The sequence below is a fragment of the Nonomuraea sp. NPDC051298 genome, from assembly GCF_055586305.1.
In genome coordinates this window covers 128,930-147,995 of sequence record NZ_JBVJIM010000012.1, presented here as the reverse complement: position 1 = coordinate 147,995, position 19,066 = coordinate 128,930, and the positions used below count along the sequence as shown (strand labels likewise).

The following is a 19,066-nucleotide window of genomic DNA, read 5'->3' as shown; positions in this document are numbered from 1 at the left end:
GGCGGGACGGGCCGCCATGGGCAGGAACGACAAAGTACGTCAGGCCGTGACGGATGGGGCGAAGCGGCTGCCCGCGCCGGAATGGGCGGGACGGACCGGAATGGCGATTTCGGTAGGCTGACGGGTATGACAACGCCAGCGGAACGCTACGCGGCCTTCCGTCAGAAACACGGGGACGACGGGGGCGCTCTCACATCGTTCCGAGGGCTCTACGACTTCGAGCTGGACGACTTCCAGCTCGACGCCTGCCGAGCCCTGGAAGCGGGTGACGGGGTCCTGGTGGCGGCGCCCACGGGGTCGGGCAAGACGGTGGTCGGCGAGTTCGCCGTGCACCTGGCCTTGGAGCAGGGCCGTAAGTGCTTCTACACCACCCCCATCAAGGCGCTGTCCAACCAGAAGTACAACGACCTGGTCAAACGCTACGGCACGGCCAAGGTCGGCCTGCTGACCGGCGACAACAGCGTCAACGGCGAGGCACCGATCGTGGTGATGACCACCGAGGTGCTGCGCAACATGCTGTACGCGGGGTCGGCGACGCTGGCGGGGCTCGGGTTCGCGGTGATGGACGAGGTCCACTACCTGGCCGACCGGTTCCGGGGCGCGGTGTGGGAAGAGGTCATCATCCACCTGCCCGACTCGGTCAGGCTGGTGGCGTTGTCGGCGACGGTGAGCAACGCCGAGGAGTTCGGCGAGTGGCTCGGCGAGGTGCGCGGCGACACGACGGTGATCGTCGACGAGCACCGGCCGGTGCCGCTGTGGCAGCACATGATGGTCGGCAACCTGGTCTACGACCTGTTCATGACCGACGACCTGACGCCGCGCATCAACCCCACGCTGATGCGGGTGACGCGCGACGCCGAGCGGCTGACCGCCGGGCGGGGGCGGCGGGGTTATGGCCGGCCGCAGCGCTCGCGCCCGCCCGACCGGGTGCAGGTGATCGAGAAGCTCGACTCCGAGGGGCTGCTGCCCGCGATCACGTTCATCTTCTCGCGGGCCGGGTGTGGCGCGGCCGTGCAGCAGTGCCTCTACGCGGGCATCCGGCTGACGAACGATCGGGAGCGCCACGAGATCAGGCAGCTCGTGGACGAGCGCACCGCGCACCTGCCCGACGAGGACCTGGCGGTGCTGGGTTACCTGGAGTGGCGCGACTGCCTGGAGCGGGGCCTGGCGGCACACCACGCGGGCATGCTGCCGGCGTTCAAGGAGGTCGTCGAAGAGCTGTTCACGCGTGGGCTGGTCAAGGCGGTGTTCGCCACCGAGACGCTGGCGCTGGGCATCAACATGCCGGCGAGGAGCGTGGTGATCGAGAAGCTGGACAAGTGGAACGGCGAGACGCACGCCGACCTGACGCCGGGGGAGTACACCCAGCTCACCGGGCGGGCGGGGCGGCGCGGCATCGACGTCGAGGGCCACGCGGTGGTGCTGTGGCAGCCGGGCATGGATCCGCTGTCGGTGGCGGGGCTGGCGGGCACGCGTACGTATCCGCTGCGGTCGAGCTTCCAGCCCTCGTACAACATGGCGGTCAACCTCGTCGGGCAGTTCGGGCGGGAGCGGGCCAGGGCGCTGCTGGAGGAGTCGTTCGCGCAGTTCCAGGCCGACCGGGCGGTCGTGGGGCTGGCCAAGCAGTTGCGCAAGCACGAGGAGGCCCTGGAGGGCTACCAGGAGGCCATGACGTGCCACCTGGGCGACTTCACTGAATACGCGGCGATGCGGCGGCGGCTGTCCGACCGCGAGGCGGAGCTGTCGCGGCAGCGCGGCGCGGCGCGGCGGGCGGCGGCGGTGCGGTCGCTGGAGGCGTTGCAGCCGGGTGACGTGATCCGGGTGCCGGGCGGGCGGCGGGCGGGGCTGGCGATCGTGCTGGATCCGGGGCGCAACCCGCGCGGGCAGGGGCCGAGCCCGTTGGTGCTGACGATCGGCAAGCAGGTCAAGAAGCTCGATCCGGCGGACTTCCCGGTTCCGGTGGAGCCGCTGGAGAGGCTGCGCATCCCGAAGAACTTCAACGGCCGCTCGCCGAAGGAGCGCGCCAACCTGGTCTCGACGCTGCTGGCCAAGCTCGGTGACCGTGACCTGGGCAAGCCGGCCAGGGCGCGTGATCACACGGTCGAGGACGACGAGGTCAACGAGCTGCGCCGGCGCATCCGCCAGCACGCGTGCCACGGGTGTGACGAGCGGGAGGACCACGCGCGGTGGGCTGAGCGCTATTACAAGCTGCTGCGCGAGACCGAGGGGCTGCGGCGTCGGGTGGAGGGGCGTTCGCACGTCATCTCGCGTACGTTCGACCGTATCTGCACGGTGCTGGAGCAGCTCGGCTACCTCGACGGCGAGACGGTCACCGACGAGGGGCGGCGGCTGGGCCGCCTCTACACCGAGCTGGACCTGCTGACGGCGGAGTGCCTGCGCAAGGGGCTGTGGGAGGAGCTCGAGCCGGCGGAGCTGGCGGCGTGTGTGTCGGCGCTGGTGTTCGAGTCGCGGGCGTCCGACGACACCCGGCGGCCGAAGATCCCGGCGGGGCGGGCTCAGGACGCGCTGTCGGCGATGATCCGGCTGTGGGGAGAGCTGGAGGGGATCGAGTCCGACCACGGGCTGTCCACGATCAGGGAGCCGGATCTGGGGTTCGCGTGGGCGGCGTTCCGGTGGACGAAGGGGCACACTCTCGACGCGGTGCTGATGGAGGGGGTCAACGGCAACGAGCTGGCGGCCGGTGACTTCGTGCGCTGGATCAAGCAGTTGATGGACCTGCTCGGGCAGCTCGGGAACGCGGCGCCGCCGGGGAGCAAGATCAGGCAGACGTCGGTGAAGGCGATGGACGCGATGCGGCGGGGTGTGGTGGCCTACTCGTCGCTGGCCTGAGGTCGTTTTCCGGCCTGACGTCGTTCCGGCCTGACGTCGTTCCGGCCTGACGTCGTTCCGGCCTGACGTCGTTCCGGGCGGAGGTCGGTTTCCGCCCTGACGTCGTTTCGGTGGGGGCGCATTCCGGTCGGACGCCGTCGTGGCCGGAGGTGGTTCCGGCCTGGCGTCGTTTATCGCCTGACGGCGTTCGGGCCGCACGCCGCCATTCGCCTGATGTCGTCCTGGCCTGAGGTTGCTTTTGGGGTGGTGTCGTCGGCGGTTGGCGGGCGGGTTCGGAGGGCTGGGCCGGGATGCTCTTGGGTGGTTGTTCTCAAGAGCATCTTTTGCTGTGGGGTGACCTCGTTCTGTGCTTTTACCTCTTGGTGGGCGGCTTTACGCGTTTGTCGACATCGCCTTTCCGGTCGGGTTTTACCGGTCAAGCCTTCCTGAAATCAGAGAATATCTGCTGATTTATCGCATTTGGGGTGCTAACGTCCGATTTGTCAGTGTTCCGCCAACGGGGGAGGAATCATGGCGAACACCCACCTGACTCAGGTCGGCTTCCAGCAAGGATGGGGCTGTCGCCGTCGGCGTCGCTGGCGGCGGTGGTGCTGCTGCGCCCCGCGTAGGTGGTGGGGGTGCTAGAACGCCCCGTTGAGAGCCGGCGGCTGAGCCGCCGGCTCTCATTGAACGTCTCCGGCCGTGAACTCGCGCCGGCGATTTCCGTTCGCCGTACATTTCGCGAGTTCTGGCCGGACACCCACGGGTTGCGCCGGCTATTCGTGGCCGGGGTGCTGTTCGCCATCCTGGCAGCGCTCTGCGAAGTCGCCGCGATCCGCCTGTTCGGCCACATCACCGACGAAGTGCTGACGACCCGGGACCTGACCGCCTTCTGGGGTCCCGCGTTCATCTGGCTCGGGCTCGCGGCGATCGCCGGGGTGACGTCCTTCGCGGGAGCGTACGCGACCGCGCTGGGCGGCGAACGGTTCCTGCTGGCCCTGCGCGACCGGGTGTACGCGCACCTGCAGACGCTCACGCCCGACTTCTCCGAGAAGCGGCGGCTGGGCGACCTGATGGCGCGCATGACGGACGACGTCGAGGCCATCGAGGAACTCGTCGGGTCCGGACTCGTCAAGGTCATCACCACGCTCGCCAGCGTCGTCTTCTTCGCCGGTGCCGCCTTCTTCATCCGGTGGGACCTCGCGCTGCTGACGATGGCGCTGATCCCGCTCTTCCTGGTGGTCTCCAAGGCGTTCGCGGGCCGGTTCAGGACGGCCGCGGCCCGCGAACGCGCCAGCAACGGGGCCATGAACAGCGTCCTGGAGGAGGGGTTGTCCAACCAGCCGCTCGTGCAGGCGTACAACCGGCAGGGCGCCGAGTCGCGGCGGCTGCACGTGGAGGGCCGCGGCTGGCTGCGGGCCAACATGTCCCAAGCCTGGCTGTCGGGGCTCTACAACCCGGCGGTGCAGGTCATCGAGACCGTCTGCCTGATCGTCATCCTCGGGTTCGGCGCGTGGGAGATCGCGGCGGGCCGGCTGACGCTCGGCGGGCTGCTGTCCTTCGCGGCGTACCTGGCCCTGCTCTACCCGGCCGTGCAAGGGCTGGGCGAGCTGGCCCTGACGGTGTCGGAGGCGGCGGCGGGGTCCGATCGCGTCATCGAGGTCCTGCGGGCCAGGCCCGCGGTCGCCGACGCCGAGGACGCGGTGGCGGCGGGCAGGAGCGCGGGCCGGATCGCGTTCGAGGGGGTCGGCTTCACCTACCCGGGCCGGGGACGTCCCGCGCTGCGGGACGTGTCGTTCACCATCGAGCCCGGCGAGGTCGTGGTCGTCACCGGGCCCAGCGGGGCCGGCAAGTCCACGCTGACCAAGCTGCTGCTGCGCTTCTACGACCCGGACTCCGGCCGCATCCTGCTGGACGGCGCCGACGTCCGGGGCCTGACGCGGGAGTCGCTGCGCGAGAACGTCACGGTCCTGCACCAGGAGACCCTGCTGTTCTCCGGGTCGGTACGCGACAACATCGCCTACGGCCGGCCCGGCGCCTCGCTCGACGAGGTGATCAGGGCGGCCGAGGCCGCCGGGGTGCACGACTTCGTCAAGATGCTGCCCCAGGGCTACGACACGCCGGTGGGGCAGCGGGGACGGCTCCTGTCCGGCGGGCAGCGGCAGCGGATCGCGATCGCCAGGGCCATCCTGCGTGACACGCCCGTGCTGGTGCTCGACGAGCCCATGACCGGGCTCGACGTGGCCACCGCCGGCCATGTGATGCGGCCGATGCGGCGGCTCATGGCCGGACGTGCCACGCTGCTCATCACGCACGACCTGCGGTACGCGCCGAAGGGGGCGCGCGTGCTGGAGCTGGAGCCGGTGCCGCGCGAGGAGCGCATCCGGCTCAGGCGGGTCGGCGCGCACTCCCGCGCCGGACGTCCTGGCACGTCCGCGCCGGGCGGCGGCTCGGGGGCACGTCCGCCCGAGTCCGGGTCCGGTGGGTCTTCGCCCGAGCCGGGGACGGGTGCGCCGCCACCTGGTCCGGCTGAGTCTCCGGCTGGGTCCCCGGCTGGGTCTCCGGCGGTTTCTCCGGCGGGGACCGGTTCCGAGGTGGCTCCGGCTGGGGTTCGTTCGGATGCGTGGTCGTACGGCCGCAGCCGTCCGGGCGCGTCGCCCTGAGGTGTGGTCGCGGAGCGGCACCCGTCCCGATCCACGGGGCGGGTGCCGTCACGTCTGGCGGCCACTTTACGGCTGTATGTCCGGGAATCTCCGGATAGAATCGGAGAGTTCGCTCCGTTTGCCGCGCCGCAGGTCGAAAGCAGGTCGAGGTCATGGGCGACGATCACAGCGCCGCCAGGCCGCTGCGCGCCGACGCCCGGCGCAACCGCGAACGCGTCCTGCAGATCGCGCAGGAGGCGCTGGCCAGCGACGGCCTCACCACCTCCTTCGACGAGATCGCGCGGCAGGCCGGGGTCGGGGTCGGCACCGTCTACCGGCACTTCCCGACGAAGGAGGCGCTGGTCGAGGCGGTGTTGGTGGGGCGCGTCGAGCGGTTCGTGGCCGACGCGCGGGCGCGGGCCACCGCCGAGGACGCGGGCCGGGCGTTCTTCGGCTGGTTCGCGGAGGTGGTCGATCAGGCCGCCTCGAACCAGGCGCTCTGCGACATGCTGGAGAGCGGTTCAGGGATGACGCTGCGGCCCGGTTCCACGCTGGCGGCCGACTTCGGCGCCGCGTTGGCGAGGCTGCTGTCGCGGGCGCAGCGGGTGGGCGCGGTGCGCGCCGACCTGACCGCGCAGGACGTGCACGACCTGCTGCGGGGCTGCCTGGCCGCCGAACGGAGAGCGCGGGCCAGGGGCGGGGCGGTACGGCTGGCGGAGGTGGTCTGCGAAGGCATGCGGCCACCGGCCGGTACCGGCTGAACGGGCCGGGCGGCTCGTCGGCCACCTCGGGGCGGTCAGTGGCTCAGGGGCTCAGGGCGAAGCGGACCTCGCGGGTGGCCGGGTCGGCCTGGGTCAGGCGTACCGTGACCTGCTCGCCCAAGGGGAGCTGCCCGTCGCAGCGGGCGATCACGGCCGGGTCGACGAGCTGCACCTGTCCGCCGCCGCGCCGTTCGTCCACGTCGATAACCACCGCCTCGAACGCCTGCCCGATCCGGTCCCGCAGCAGGAACGCCTCCACCAGGTCCACGCACGCGCGCTCCACCGACCCGGCCCGCCGCCCGGAGGTGGACATCAGCTCCGGCAGGACCGGCAGCGCCGCCCGCACGTCGGACGGCACCGGCTCGCCCGCCGCGATCGCCAGGCACACCTCCGTGGCGTAGCGGTCGGCCAGACGCCGCAGCGGGGCCGTGACGTGCGCGTACGGTGCCGCCACCGCCGCGTGCCCGGCCATCCGGGGTGGCGCGCCGTCGAAGGCCACGTAACCGGCGCCGCGCAGCAGCACCTTCGACTCGTGCAGGAACGCCGCGTGCCGCCCTTGACTCGGATCCAGGTCGTGCACCACGGCGCCGTATCCCGCGCCCTCCGGCCACGGCACGTCCAGCGCCCGCGCCACCCGGCGGACCTTGCCGAGGTCGCCGGGCTGCGGCGGGGGCAGCACCCGCAGGATGCCGATCTCGGCGTCCAGCATCATGGCGGCCGCGGCCATGCCCGCCAGCAGCGAGATCTGCGCGTTCCACGCCTCGGCGGGCAGCGGCGGACGGAACTCCAGCCGGTAGCCGCCGTCGTCGTGCACCACCTCCTGGTCGGGGGTGGGCAGGGTGACGCCGCCGCGCTCGCGTTCGAGGGCCAGCCGCAGCTCGCCGATCTCGGCCAGCAGCTCCAGGACGCCGTCCGCGGTGCCGGTGTCGTGTACTGCCTGGACGTAGCCGTAGTCGTAGCGCTCACGGCTGCGTACGAGGCCGCGCCGCACGTCGGTGCCCACGGTGCGGCCGTCGGAGTCGAGGTCGACGCACCACACCACGGCCGGGCGCAGGGCGCCGGGGAGCAGGCTGGCGGCGTCCTCCGACAGGACCGGCGGGTGCAGCGGCACCTTGCCGGTGGGCAGGTAGACGGTCTCGCCCCGGGTACGGGCCTCGGTGTCGATGACGCCGCCGGGGCGTACGAAGGCGCCGACGTCGGCGATGGCGTACCAGACGCGGTATCCGGCGCGCAGCCGCTCCAGGTGCAGGGCCTGGTCGAGGTCCATCGAGCCGGGCGGGTCGATGGTCACGAACGGCAGGTCGGACAGGTCCTTGGCGTCCATCCTCGGCACCTTGGCCACCCAGGCCGCCTCGTCGAGCACGGCGCGGGGGAAACCGCCGGGCAGCCTCAGCTCCCGCCTGATCCGGTCGAACCCGTCTTCGAGCCTGGGGGGTATCTCATCGGGAACCTGAATCGTTGGCACGCGTGATAACTTACCGGCCGCCGCTGAAGGCGGGGCGAGGGGTGGGGCGGGGTGACCCGAGGCACGCGGCAGGCGCGGGCAGGGCAGGCGCGGACGGCAGAGGCGGGGACAGGACCGGACGCAGGGGCGGAGGTGGGACAGAACTGGACGGCGGGTGGGACAGGACGAGACACAGGGGCGAAGGCGGGACAGGACTGGCGGGGCGGGGCTGGGAGCGAGGGGTACGGGCGGGAGGGGACTGGCCGGTAGGGGTGCGGGCGGGAGGGGACTGGCCGGTAGGGGGTGGGGCGGTCAGGTGAGGTGCTGGTCGAGGCCCGTGATGCGTAGGAGTCGGCGCATGCCGGGCGGCACCCCCTCGATACGCAAGGGGGTGCGCTGGTCGAGTGCCTGGTTGCGGGCGCAGACGAAGATGCCGAGCCCGGCGGCGTCGATGAAGGTCAGGCCGCTCACCTCGACGACCAGCGCCATGTCACCGCGCCGGGACTGCCCGGCCTCCCGCAGCAGCCCGAGCAGGTGGCTGCGCAGGATCTCGGTGGTGGCGATGTCCAGCTCGCCGGACACGTTCACGGTCAGGGTGCCGTCGTGGCGGCTGGTGGTCAGGTGCAGTGGATCCATCTCCGGCTCCGCGCTCTCCCAGGGCCGGGATCACCGTGCCGGTGGCGCTGACCCGCCCTTGTCGTAGGCACCAGATGTCTTGCGTTGTGTCACTTAGAGCGACCGTGTGCTTCCGGAATGGAGTGTACATGCCGGACTCCGTACATTGTGAGGGCGGCTCTTGAATCCGGGACGAGGGAATTCCCGGCTGGTTCGTGGCCGGGCCGGTACGGCTGATCGTATTTTGGGGAAATTTCCGAGCTTGATGGGATTGATCACACTACGCTGCTAGCCCTGATTTGTACGCGGGGACATGCATTTAGGGGGACGAACACCGTGTTATTCGCATTCGCCGTCATATTGTTGAGCGCCGCCGTCGTGGGCGTGGTGGTGTGGTGGCTCCGCCGGGACCGGGTGGGCGGTGAGGCCGAGGGCGGGTTCGAGCCCGAGCGTACGTGGGACTGGGAGTTCCTGCTGACCCCGGAGGCGGAGGCGGCGTTCCTGGAGGGGCTGCGGGCCTGCCACGAGGGCGGCGACCAGGTACGGCTGGAAAGGGAGCTGGGCGTGCTCACCACGTACGATCCGCCGCGCCTGATCTCCCTGCACCTGTTCGCCGACGCCTTCGCGGCCCGGGGGGACGCCGCGATGCACGACCCGCAGGGGACGGTCGCCGCGCTGATGGAGCACGTCGCGGGGGCCGAGCGGCCGGGGGTGCTGCACCTGCGGCCCGGCTGGCTGGAGGGCGAGGTCGACGGCTTGGACGCCCCCGGGTTCGCCGCCGAGGTGGGCGCGGCCCTGAGCGTCCCCGGGCCGGGCGCGGCCGCAGGGGTCCCCAGGCCAGCCGCAGCCGTGGGTGTCCCCGGGCCGGGGGCCGCCGCGTCCGGGGCGGGCGCGGCCGAGTCCGGGTCGCTGATGGTGCGCGTGCCCGTCCCCACGGCGCCTGACGGCGCCCCGGCCGGCCCCGCCCCGGCGGGTGAGGGCAACACGATGATGCTGGACCTGGCCCGCGTGCTCGACCTGTACCGCGCGGCCCGCCAAGCCCGGCCGGACGCCACGGCCGGGACGCTGCTGCGCGAGATCGTGCCCGAGTTGATCACCGCCGGAGGGCCGGGCGTGACCTGGGCGAAGCCGCCCACCCCTGCGGAACTGCGAGCGGTGCTGGGCGGCTCGGCGGAACCGCGCCTGACCTGAGCCGGGCACGCGGCGCCGGGCCCTGGTCCCGCCCGCCGGGTGTCACTCGTTCTGTCGGGTGTCACTTGTTCTGTCGGGCGTCACTCGTTCTGTGAGGTGTCACTCGTTCTGTTCGGAGCGGCCCAGACGCCAGTAGCCCATGAAGGCCACCGACCGCCGGTCCATGCCGCGTTCGGCCACCAGGTGCCGCCGCAGGGTCTTGATGACGCCCGCCTCGCCCGCCAGCCACGCGTACAGCGGCCCGTGATCGGCGGGCTCCTCCGGTGGCACCTCCCACAGTTCCTCGGCGTCGACGTCCACGTCGTCGAAGGGGGCGGGAGCGGAGGCGGGCGGCGGCGGGAGGAGGCGGGCGGCGGCGGCCCTGACGGCGGGGATCAGGGCGGCGCCGCGCTCGCCGCCGTTCCTGGCCAGCCAGGTCACCTTGACCGGGGCGGGGGAGTCGACCGGCAGGACGTCGTCGTCGCAGGGCACCTCCATGAGCACCTCGCCGCTCAGGTGGGCGGGCAGCCGTTCGAGGATGGCGCAGATGGCGGGCACGGCGGTCTCGTCGCCGGCGATGAGCACGCAGCCGGTGCCTGCGGGCGGGTGGAACTCCAGGCCGCCGTGACGGGCCTCGTAACGGTTGTCGGGGCCGAAGAGGACGGCCACGTCGCCGGGCCGCACGCCTTCGGCCCAGCGGGCGGCCGGGCCGCCGTCGGGGTGCATGACGACGTCCACGTCCACCTCGGCGGATCGCGGGCGGACGAGCCTGGCGGTGTACGTGCGCATCGGGTTGCGCCGGGCGGAGTCGAGGCCGCGCCACCGCGTGAACCAGTCGGGGCCGGTCGGCAGGTGGGCCAAGCCGTGCTCGGGGATCGGGAGGATGAGCTTGATCCGCTGGTCGAATCCGTTGTCGGCGAACAGGTGCAGGTCGTCACCGGTGAAGGTCACCCGCAGGAACGTCGGGCTGAGCCGTTCGAGCCGGTCCACCCGTACGTCGAACATGCGAAAAGGCTCGGTCATCCCCGAAATCTCCGTTCTCTATTTAGGTGAGCCTAACCTAAACGATGGCGCGGGTTTCGGCCACTCGCCCTTCGAGCGCCCGGGGGGCGCGCGGTAGCGTCATAGCGCTGGAAACAGAGACAGGCCCCCACGCCTGCCCCCCGAGTAAGGAGCCCCACTTGTCTCCCGTGATCCTCTCAGCGGCGGGCGCCGCACTGGTGCTCGACGACTCCGGCCCAGGACTGCCGCGCGTGGTGCACTTCGGCGCCGATCCCGGCAGCGCTCACGTTAGCGCTCACGGCGGCACGTCCGACGGCGTGGCCGGGGCCGATCTCGTGCCAGTCCTGGCGGTCCCGGCCGTGCCGCTGCTGCCCGCCCAAGGGGACTCCTGGTACGGGCGGCCGGGCCTGTCCGGCGGACGGGACGGCGAGCACTGGCCGGTCCGGTGGACCGTGCGGAGCCTGGACGTCGACGCCGAGCCCGGCTCGGGCGGCACGGTGACCGTCGTGGCCGCCGACGAGCGGGCCGGTCTCGGGCTGGTCACCGAACTGCTGATGGACGGCGGCGGCCTGGTCCGGATGCGCCACACCCTGACGAACACGCCGGGTGGCGCGGCGGCCGGGACGCCGTTCCGGGTGGCGGGGCTGGTGTGCGCGCTGCCCGTGCCCGCGCGGGCCGATGAGCTGCTGGACTTCACCGGGCGATGGGCGCTGGAGAAGGTGCCGCAGCGCAGGGCGTTCGCGCACGGGGTGTGGTCGAGGGAGAACCGGCGGGGCCGTACCGGGCACGACGGCACCGGGCTGCTGGTGGCGGGCACGAGGGGGTTCGGGTTCCGTACGGGCGAGGTGTGGGGGGTGCACGCGGGTTGGAGCGGCGACCACGTCCACTACGCCGAGCGGTTGCCCGGGGGTGTGTCGCTGCTGGCGGCGGGCGAGCTGCTCGAACCCGGCGAGGTCGTGCTGGCCCAGGGCGCGAGCTACCGTACGCCGTGGGTGTACTTCACCTGGTCGGGCGGCGGGCTGGACGACGCGAGCGCCCGGCTGCACGACCACCAGCGGGCGGCCCGTCCGCTGCCGGTGCGCCCGGTCACGCTGAACAACTGGGAGGCCACCTACTTCGACCACGGCCTCGACCGGCTGCTGGAGCTGGCGAGCAGGGCCGCGGCGGCCGGGATCGAACGGTTCGTGCTCGACGACGGCTGGTTCCGCCACCGCCGCCACGACCGGGCCGGGCTGGGCGACTGGTACGTGGACGCGGACGTCTGGCCGCGGGGCCTGCACCCGCTGGCCGACCGGGTACGCGAGCTGGGCATGCAGTTCGGCCTGTGGTTCGAGCCCGAGATGGTCAACCCGGACTCCGACCTGGCCCGCGAGCATCCTGACTGGATCCTGGGCCGGGCCGAGCGCCTGCCGCCGCCGCAGCGCCACCAGCAGGTGCTCGACCTGGCCAGGCCCGAGGCGTACGCGTACCTGCTGGAGCGCCTCGACGCCCTGGTCGGCGAGTACGCGCTCGACTACATCAAGTGGGACCACAACCGCGACATCGCCGAACCCGTGCACGGCGGTGTGCCCGGCGTGCACGCGCAGACCCTGGCCACCTACCGGCTGCTGGACGAGCTGCGTGGCCGCCACCCCCGCCTGGAGATCGAGTCGTGCTCGTCCGGCGGCGCGCGCGTCGACCTCGGCATCCTGGCGCGCACCGACCGGGTGTGGACCTCCGACAGCAACGACGCGCTCGACCGGCAGGCGATCCAGCGCTGGACCGGGCTGCTGGTGCCGCCGGAGCGGATGGGCTGCCACGTGGGCGCGCCGCACGACCACGTCACCGGCCGGTCGCTGCCGCTGGACTTCCGCGCCGCGACCGCGCTGTTCGGGCACATGGGTGTGGAGTGGGACCTGACCTCGGCGAGCCGGGAGGAGCTGGAGGGGCTGGCCGTCTGGATCGCGTTGCACAAGCGGCTGCGTCCGCTGCTGCACGCGGGACGCGTGGTGCGCGCCGACCACCCCGACCCGTCGGCGCTGCTGCACGGCGTGGTGCTGCCCGAGCGGGCGGTGTTCGCCTACGCGCAGCTCACCTCGCGGGTGGAGTCGGCGCCCGCCCCGCTGCGGCTGCCCGGTCTCGACCCCGCCGCCCGGTACGAGGTCCGCCCGTCCGGGCCGGTCCCCGGCGGCGCGGCGATGCCGGAGTGGGCCGCCGCCCCGGTCCGGGTGCCGGGCTCGGTGCTGGCCGAGCTGGGGCTGCCCGCCCCGGCCCTGCGGCCGGCGTCGGTGCTGCTGCTGGAGGCGGAACGGGTCTGACCCGCGCGCTCGCGGGCCGGGGCGCGGGCCGGGGCGTGGGCCGGGGCGCGGGTCAGTTCAGGTCGAGGTCGGAGCCGCCGAAGCGGTCGCGCAGGAAGCGGCCCTGATCGCGCAGCGCCTGCTCGTCGCCCCGGTGGATCGCCTCGGCGACCTTGCCCATCTGGGCGTCGAGCAGGGCGAGCTGGGCCAGCAGTTCCTCGTGCGCGCTGCGTTCCCGCCCGGCCCGCCGGGTGAGGGCGTAGCGGCGGGGCAGGTTCGCGTACGCCTCCAGGCTGGCGGGCAGGTAGCGGCGGATCGTCTGGGAGACCACGTGCAACTGGTCGGGGGAGGCGGTCAGTTGCTCGGCCCTGGCCAGCACGCCGCCGATGACGTCGGCCAGCGCGTGCACGGCGGCCCGTACGTCGTCGGGGAAGCGGCCCTCGACGCGGCGCAGCAGGCCGTCCAGGTCCTCGCGCAGGGCGCGCGTCTCGACCTCGGCGTGCGAGATCGTCAGCCGTACCCGGTCGGGCGGGGCCAGCAGCGCGCCGGCCCCGTACAGCGCGACCACGACGACCGGCCAGAGCGCGCCGGTCAGCCCCAGGAAGTGGCCCAGCAGGCCGAGCAGCGCCAGGCAGGAGCCGACGATGTTCCTGGTGGAGCCCAGGTAGCGCAGGATCCGCTCACTGGTAGCCACGGATCTCCTTGAACACGCTGGTCAGCGAGGTGCTGCGGGCGTCGAACACGGCGCCGCCGGTCAGCTCGGCCACCCGGCGCATCTCGTCGACGTCGCTCTCGCCGAACAGCACCACGAACGTCGGCGTGTGCCGCCGCTCCTCCGGCAGGGACCGGTAGTACGCCTCGAAGTCGGCGTAAATGGCGCCGTCCGTGTTCTCGCCGTCGGTCATGAGGACGTTCGAGCTGTAGTGGCCCGGCGTGACCGGCTGGTCGTAGGCGGCCTTGAGGCTGTCGAAGATGGCGGTGCCGCCCGCCGCCTCGAGCCCTTCGGCGAAGCTCCTGATGTCGGCGAGCACGGGCGCGGGGTCGCCCGCCGGGACGGTGAACGGCACGGGGCTGCGCGGCGAGCCGCTGAAGGGGATCATCGTCACCGACTCGCGGTTGCTGAAGCGGGTGAAGGCGCCGGAGGCGGAGGTGTCGGCGCCGGTCAGCGCCACCAGCGCCTGCCGCAGGGCCTCGATCCGCTCGCCCTTCATCGAGCCCGACGTGTCCAGCACGAACCTGGTCTCCGGCGGCACACGCACCTGGTTGAGGTAGGTGGCGATCAGCTCGTCGGCCGTGCTGCGCCGGTTGGGGAAGGGCAGCTCGATGAGCTGGGCGGCGCCGAAGCGCTGGTCCAGCGGGACGCCGCCGGCGATCGGCCGGCGGTTGGTGCCGGTCATGATCTCCTTCTGCACGGCGGGGGTGCGCAGCCAGGCGGTGAGCTTGCCGTACAGGGTCTTCTTGGCCTCCGGGGCGGAGGCGAGCAGCGTGAGCGGGTAGTCGGCGCTGACCACGCCGTCGCCCGGGTAGACGAGCGTGAGCGGACGCCCGCCGCTGAGCAGCACCGACTCGTAGTTGACCATGCCGTCCACGCGGGAGTCGCGGGCGAAGGCGTCGGCCAGCCAGCCCGAGGAGCCGGCGGTCAGCCGCTGCGCGGAGAAGAACTCCTTGAGCCGGGGTGTCACGGCGGCGACCTGCTCGGCGCTGAGCGCCCCGTCGGCGTCCGCCAGCGCGGCGGCCACGCCGACCAGGGCGGAGAACCCCGAGTTGGAGGAGGCGGGGTTGGTCATGCCGAAGCTGAACCTGCCGTCCTTGGCCGCCGTCGCGATGTCGGCCCACGTGACCGGCTTGTCCTTCCAGCCGAGTTCGATGGCCTTGGCCGGGTTCAGGCCCAGGACGACGGGCGAGACCATGATCTTGGTCTGGGTGGACAACTTGGCCTGGGCGCCGTCGATGAGGGACAGGTAGCGGTTGGAGGAGAACCAGGTGGCGTCGAGCGAGCCGTCGGCGCGACCGGCGGCGACCTGCTCGGCGCCGTCGAGCGTGCCGGTGTAGGTGAGCTTGACCTGGACACCGGCCTCGCGTTCCGCGCGCTGGAGCAGGGGTTCGAGGTCCTTGATCTCGCTGCCGGCCAGGATGCGCAGCACGCCGGGGCCGTCGGCGGGTTCCTCCTGGCCGGTGCCGCAGGCGGCGGCCAACGTGGCGGTCAGCAGCAGGACGGGGAGCAGGGCGGGCCGTCTCCCGCCGATCGGCCGGACTCGTCGGCTCGTCATTGACCGGACTCCCTGGCCCGCTCCACGTACGTCCTGGCGTGCTCCAGCTCCGACGACAGGCTGTCGACGGTGACCGCCATGTTGTCCACGGCCTTGGCGCGGAAGTCGTCGATCAGGTCCATGGTGGCGTACACGTTGTCGAACGCCCGCCGCAGGGTGTCCAGGTCCACGGTCGTCGAGGCCGCCTGGTTCTGGATCGCGCCGGCCTGCGTGCGCAGCATCTCGCTGGTGGCCAGGATGAGGTCGCTGGTCGTCGCGTTCAGCGCGGTGATCTGGTCGAGCACGAGCTTCTGGTTGGCCAGCGCCTGCGCCACCGTGACGGCCGTGCGCAGCGCCGAGACCGTCGTGGTGGTGGCGCGGTCGACGCCCTTGCTGAGCTCCAGGTTGTTCCTGCGTACGAGGTCGAGGGCCAGGTAGCCCTGCGCCGAGACGGCGAGCTGGGTGAGCAGGTCCTGGTGCTTCTGGCGGACGGCGAACAGCGCGTCGGAGCGCAGCGCGGTGGCCTGCTCCTCGCTCGCGACGGCGATGCGCTCCTCCAGGGCCGCGTCCATCGCCTTGGCCATGATCGCGTACTCCTGGAGCCGCGTCATGGCCTCCCACAGGTTCGCCTTCTCGCCCTCGATGGCGGCGTTGTCGCGCAGCAGCTCGTCCTGGCCGGACTTGAGCGCGCGGATGATGTCGTCGAGGTGCTTCTGCGCGGAGTGGAACTTGGCGAAGTAGTCGCGCAGCCGGTCGCCGAACGGGATGAGCCCCAGCAGCTTGCGCGTTCCGCCGGACGCCTGCTTCGGGTCGAGGTCCACGACCGTGCGGCGCAGCGCCACCAGGCCGTCGGCGACCCTGGACTGTGCGTCGGCGCCCTCGCCGCGGGCCGCGTCCAGGGCCGCGACCGGCCGCTTGAGCATGCGGTTGGCCACCTGGGAGGCGGCTTTGATCTCGGTGTCGCCCATCGAGGAGATGTCGTGCACCTTGCGGGAGAACTCCGGTGAGCGCGGGTCGATGCCGTCCAGCTCCCCGGTGAACTCGCGCGCCTTGGCGGTCAGCTCGGCCGCGCGTTCCTCGGCCATCGGCAGCATCGTGGCCGCCGTCTCGGCGGGGACCGGGGTGACCGGCTCGGGCGGCGTGAGCACCAGATCGGACACGTTGCGGGATCTCCTTGCTAGGGCCTGGTTCTGTCGATGGTGGTGATGAGCCGGTCGAGCCGTTCGTAGGCAGGCGGCTCGACGACGTCCACCAGGTCGGCGGCGGCCGGCGCCCTGGTCTGGGCGACCAGGCCGGCGAACGCCTGCGGGTCGGTGGTGCGGAAGCCGTACCGGGCGGCCAGGGACTGCAGCTCGCGGTCCTTGGTGAGCAGCTCGCCGACCCGGCCGCCGTCGGCGGACAGGGGGACGAGCGTGTGTTTGCTGAGGACGGTCGGCGACGGGTAGACCAGGCGCATGTCGGGTTTGATGGCGCCGTCGCCGGCGAAGACGTGGGCCAGGTACTGCGCCTCGTAGGCGACCAGCATCGGGGTCTTGCCCGCGCCCAGCGCGAGATAGTCGTCGAACGACGCCTCGCTGGTCGACTCGGAGAAGCCCTGGTCGAGCACGGCGGGGGCGACGACGGGGGCGATCTTGTCGATCTGGGCGTCGGAGCTGATGACGTCCTCGCCGTTGGCCACGTAACCGATCACCGACAGGTACATCGCGGCGGAGTTGGAGGTACGGATGTCGGTGGTGGTGAGCAGCACCCGCTTGCGCGCCGGATAAGCCGAATTATCCGGAATTTCATCCCATCGGGTGCCTTTAGCTACTAAGTCCAGATATTTTTTAATGTCGAGGATTTGATAGCCTCTGCCGGAGTCGCGAATCACGCCGGCCTTCGTCATCAGCTCGGCGATCGGCTCGAACGTGGCCACCGCCATCGGCGAGTAGAACGGCGAGTACGTGGTCGTCGCCCCGCGGTCACGCTTGATCTTCTCGGCGGCCGGAACGCTGGAGGGAAAGGCGAAGGCGTACCCGCCCAGGTCCACGCCGGAGACGATCTGCCGTGAGCCGGCGGTGTCCACCTCGACGCGCAGCCCGTGCCTGGCGAAGGCCGCCCGCACGCGCGGGTCGTCGAAGAACGGCTTCTTCTCCGAGCCGATCACGCCGCGCACGGCGACCAGCTCGGGCGGGTCGTCACTCTGGTTCCCGACGATGATGGCGACCGCCGCCACCCCGGCCAGAACCACCGCCAGAATGACACCGACCCACCGCTTCATCGAGCCCCTTTTCGTGAAATGACCCCCATGAGGAAATTATGGAAGGGTGATCACGGGCCCGCGCGGTCCGAAAGGAGACCGTACGTCAGAATTCATGCGCCGTTCACGGCGGGCGGAGGGCCCTCCTCGGTGGCGAGCGCCGGTGGCCCTCCTCGCCCCCGTCAGCGCTCGATGAGCGTGACCTCGAGGGAGTAGTGCGAGGCCCGGTAGATGTGCGAGCCGTGCTCGACGGCCCTGCCCTGGTCGTCGTACGTCGTGCGGATCATCGTCAGCAGCGGCGCCCCGCGGCGCTCCTCCAGCAGCCGGGCCTCCGCCTGGGTCGCCGCCCGCGCGCCGATGCGCTGGTTGGCCACCCGCATCCGTACGCCCGCGCCGCGCAGCAGCTCGTACAGGCCGCGGCCCTCGAGGTCGGCGGCGGTGAGCTGGGCCAGGCCCAGCGGCAGCCAGTTGTGCAGCACGGCCAGCGGCTCGCCCGCCGCGAAGCGCAGCCGTTCGAGGTAGAGGATCTGCGCGCCCGGCTCCACGCCCAGGATCTGGGCGACGTCCTCCTCCACCGGGCGCGGCTCCAGCGCCAGCACCTGCGTGGCCGGCTCCTGCCCCGCCCGCCGCAGGTCGTCGTAGAGGCTGGTCAGCTCCACCGAACGCTTGACCTGCCCGTGCACCACCTGCGTGCCCACCCCGCGCTTGCGCACCAGCAGGCCCTTGTCCACGAGGTATTGGATGGCCTGCCGGATCGTGGGCCGCGACAGGCCCAGCTTGTCGGCCAGCAGGATCTCGTTGTCCAGCCGCGAGCCCGGGGCCAGGTCACCTCGCCGGATCGCCTCGGCGATCTGCTCGGCCACCTGGAAGTAGAGCGGCACAGGGCTGGATCGGTCCAGGTCGATGGCGAGGTTGGCGGTCATGCTGATCAGCTTAACCGAGGTCATAATGTCCAGACAAATGCGTCGTGCTGGGGTTGGGGGCGCGTGCCGCGGGCGTACGTGAGGTAGGGGAAAGGGCATGGACGTCACTTATCTGCTCGACACGGCCACCGAGGCGGCCAGGGCCGTCGGTCCCCGGCTGCGCGCCGCCTTCAGGTCCCGGCCGGGCGTGGCCACCAAGCGCGACTTCCACGACCCCGTCACCGAACACGACCGGGCCGCCGAGGACACCATCCGGTCCGTCATCGACGCCCGCACCCCCGGCAGCGCGGTCGTGGGCGAGGAGGGCGGCACGACCGGCTCCGGCGACCTCGTCTGGTACGTCGACCCCATCGACGGCACCGCCAACTTCGCCGCCGGGCTGCCGTTCTTCTGCGTCTCCGTCGCCGCCGCCGTGCGCGGGGAACTCGTGGCGGGCATCGTGTACGACCCCGTACGCGAGGACGAGTTCACCGCCACCACCGAGGGCGCCTGGCACAACGGCACGCCCCTGCGCAGCAAGGGGGCGCGCGGCGACCGGGAGGCCATGCTGCTGTCCGGCTACCCGACGCCGCTCGACCTCGACACCGACGGTGACGACGCGCTGCGGCGCTACGGGCGGCTGGTGCACTCGTTCGCCGCCGTACGCAGGGTCGGCAGCGCCGCGCTGAAGCTCGCGCACGTCGCCGCCGGCTGGTCGGACGCCGCCTACGGGACGCGCGCCAACCCATGGGACGTGGCCGCGGGCGCGCTGCTGGTGCGGCAGGCGGGCGGGGTGTACGTCGGGGACCCGCTGACCAAGGGGGACTACCTGGCGCACGTGGGCGGGTTCGACCTGAAGGGCTCGGCACTGGCCGAACTGACCCCCGCCTGACCACGGGCGCGTCACTCCACGGCGAGCGGGGGCTGACCCGCGCCC

The 19,066-nt window shown here is 72.1% G+C and carries 14 protein-coding genes; 6 read left to right on the top strand and 8 right to left on the bottom strand.

Annotation, left to right across the window (positions count from 1 at the left end):
* Nucleotides 1-126 precede the first annotated feature (126 nt).
* From ACZ6S0_RS30735 to ACZ6S0_RS30725, 3 genes are all read left to right on the top strand, one after another.
* Nucleotides 127-2,850 carry a DEAD/DEAH box helicase gene (locus tag ACZ6S0_RS30735; protein ID WP_465922802.1) on the top strand — a complete coding sequence of 908 codons (2,724 nt, stop codon included), beginning with the start codon at nt 127-129 and terminating at the stop codon, nt 2,848-2,850.
* A gap of 746 nt (nt 2,851-3,596) precedes the next feature.
* A complete protein-coding gene (locus ACZ6S0_RS30730) occupies nt 3,597-5,492 on the top strand; it encodes an ABC transporter ATP-binding protein (protein WP_465922801.1) in 1,896 nt (631 codons plus the stop codon).
* A gap of 152 nt (nt 5,493-5,644) precedes the next feature.
* Entirely contained in the window at nt 5,645-6,232 is a 588-nt protein-coding gene (locus tag ACZ6S0_RS30725) for a TetR/AcrR family transcriptional regulator (RefSeq protein ID WP_465922800.1), read from the top strand.
* A gap of 43 nt (nt 6,233-6,275) precedes the next feature.
* On the opposite strand, the gene ACZ6S0_RS30720 is transcribed toward ACZ6S0_RS30725, so the two are convergent.
* Complete coding sequence (locus ACZ6S0_RS30720) at nt 6,276-7,697, bottom strand: RNB domain-containing ribonuclease (protein WP_465922799.1); 1,422 nt, start codon at nt 7,695-7,697, stop codon at nt 6,276-6,278.
* Nucleotides 7,698-7,988: 291 nt separating this feature from the next.
* A complete protein-coding gene (locus ACZ6S0_RS30715) occupies nt 7,989-8,312 on the bottom strand; it encodes an STAS domain-containing protein (RefSeq protein ID WP_344873518.1) in 324 nt (107 codons plus the stop codon).
* 315 nt (nt 8,313-8,627) lie between these two features.
* On the opposite strand from ACZ6S0_RS30715, the gene ACZ6S0_RS30710 reads away from it, so the two are divergent.
* On the top strand, nt 8,628-9,482 hold the full coding sequence (locus ACZ6S0_RS30710; RefSeq protein WP_465922798.1) for a hypothetical protein: 855 nt from the start codon (nt 8,628-8,630) through the stop codon (nt 9,480-9,482).
* A 99-nt stretch (nt 9,483-9,581) separates the two neighbouring features.
* Here ACZ6S0_RS30710 and ACZ6S0_RS30705 read toward each other — a convergent pair whose 3' ends face one another.
* Complete coding sequence (locus ACZ6S0_RS30705) at nt 9,582-10,484, bottom strand: siderophore-interacting protein (protein WP_465922797.1); 903 nt, start codon at nt 10,482-10,484, stop codon at nt 9,582-9,584.
* Between the two features lie 167 nt (nt 10,485-10,651).
* Here ACZ6S0_RS30705 and ACZ6S0_RS30700 point away from each other — a divergent pair, with 167 nt between their 5' ends.
* Nucleotides 10,652-12,760: an alpha-galactosidase gene (locus ACZ6S0_RS30700; protein WP_465922957.1), complete on the top strand. Its 2,109-nt coding sequence runs from the start codon at nt 10,652-10,654 to the stop codon at nt 12,758-12,760.
* Between the two features lie 52 nt (nt 12,761-12,812).
* On the opposite strand, the gene ACZ6S0_RS30695 is transcribed toward ACZ6S0_RS30700, so the two are convergent.
* The 5 genes from ACZ6S0_RS30695 to ACZ6S0_RS30675 all read right to left on the bottom strand — a co-directional run bounded on the left by ACZ6S0_RS30695 (nt 12,813) and on the right by ACZ6S0_RS30675 (nt 18,150).
* The gene (locus ACZ6S0_RS30695) at nt 12,813-13,433 is read right to left on the bottom strand and encodes a hypothetical protein (RefSeq protein WP_465922796.1); all 621 of its coding nucleotides are present in this window, start codon (nt 13,431-13,433) and stop codon (nt 12,813-12,815) included.
* The gene (locus tag ACZ6S0_RS30690) at nt 13,420-15,009 is read right to left on the bottom strand and encodes a vWA domain-containing protein (protein WP_465922795.1); all 1,590 of its coding nucleotides are present in this window, start codon (nt 15,007-15,009) and stop codon (nt 13,420-13,422) included. Before ACZ6S0_RS30690 ends, ACZ6S0_RS30695 begins: the two co-directional genes overlap by 14 nt.
* Nucleotides 15,006-16,148, bottom strand: coding sequence for a toxic anion resistance protein (locus tag ACZ6S0_RS30685; protein ID WP_465922794.1), 1,143 nt, complete (start codon nt 16,146-16,148; stop codon nt 15,006-15,008). Before ACZ6S0_RS30685 ends, ACZ6S0_RS30690 begins: the two co-directional genes overlap by 4 nt.
* Nucleotides 16,149-16,165: 17 nt before the next feature.
* Nucleotides 16,166-17,248 (bottom strand): hypothetical protein, encoded by a 1,083-nt coding sequence (locus ACZ6S0_RS30680; protein ID WP_465922793.1) that lies wholly within the window; start codon nt 17,246-17,248, stop codon nt 16,166-16,168.
* Between the two features lie 161 nt (nt 17,249-17,409).
* Complete coding sequence (locus ACZ6S0_RS30675) at nt 17,410-18,150, bottom strand: GntR family transcriptional regulator (RefSeq protein ID WP_465922792.1); 741 nt, start codon at nt 18,148-18,150, stop codon at nt 17,410-17,412.
* A gap of 97 nt (nt 18,151-18,247) precedes the next feature.
* Between ACZ6S0_RS30675 and ACZ6S0_RS30670 the strand changes: the two genes are divergently transcribed.
* Nucleotides 18,248-19,021: an inositol monophosphatase family protein gene (locus tag ACZ6S0_RS30670; RefSeq protein WP_465922791.1), complete on the top strand. Its 774-nt coding sequence runs from the start codon at nt 18,248-18,250 to the stop codon at nt 19,019-19,021.
* The last annotated feature ends 45 nt before the right edge of the window (nt 19,022-19,066 follow it).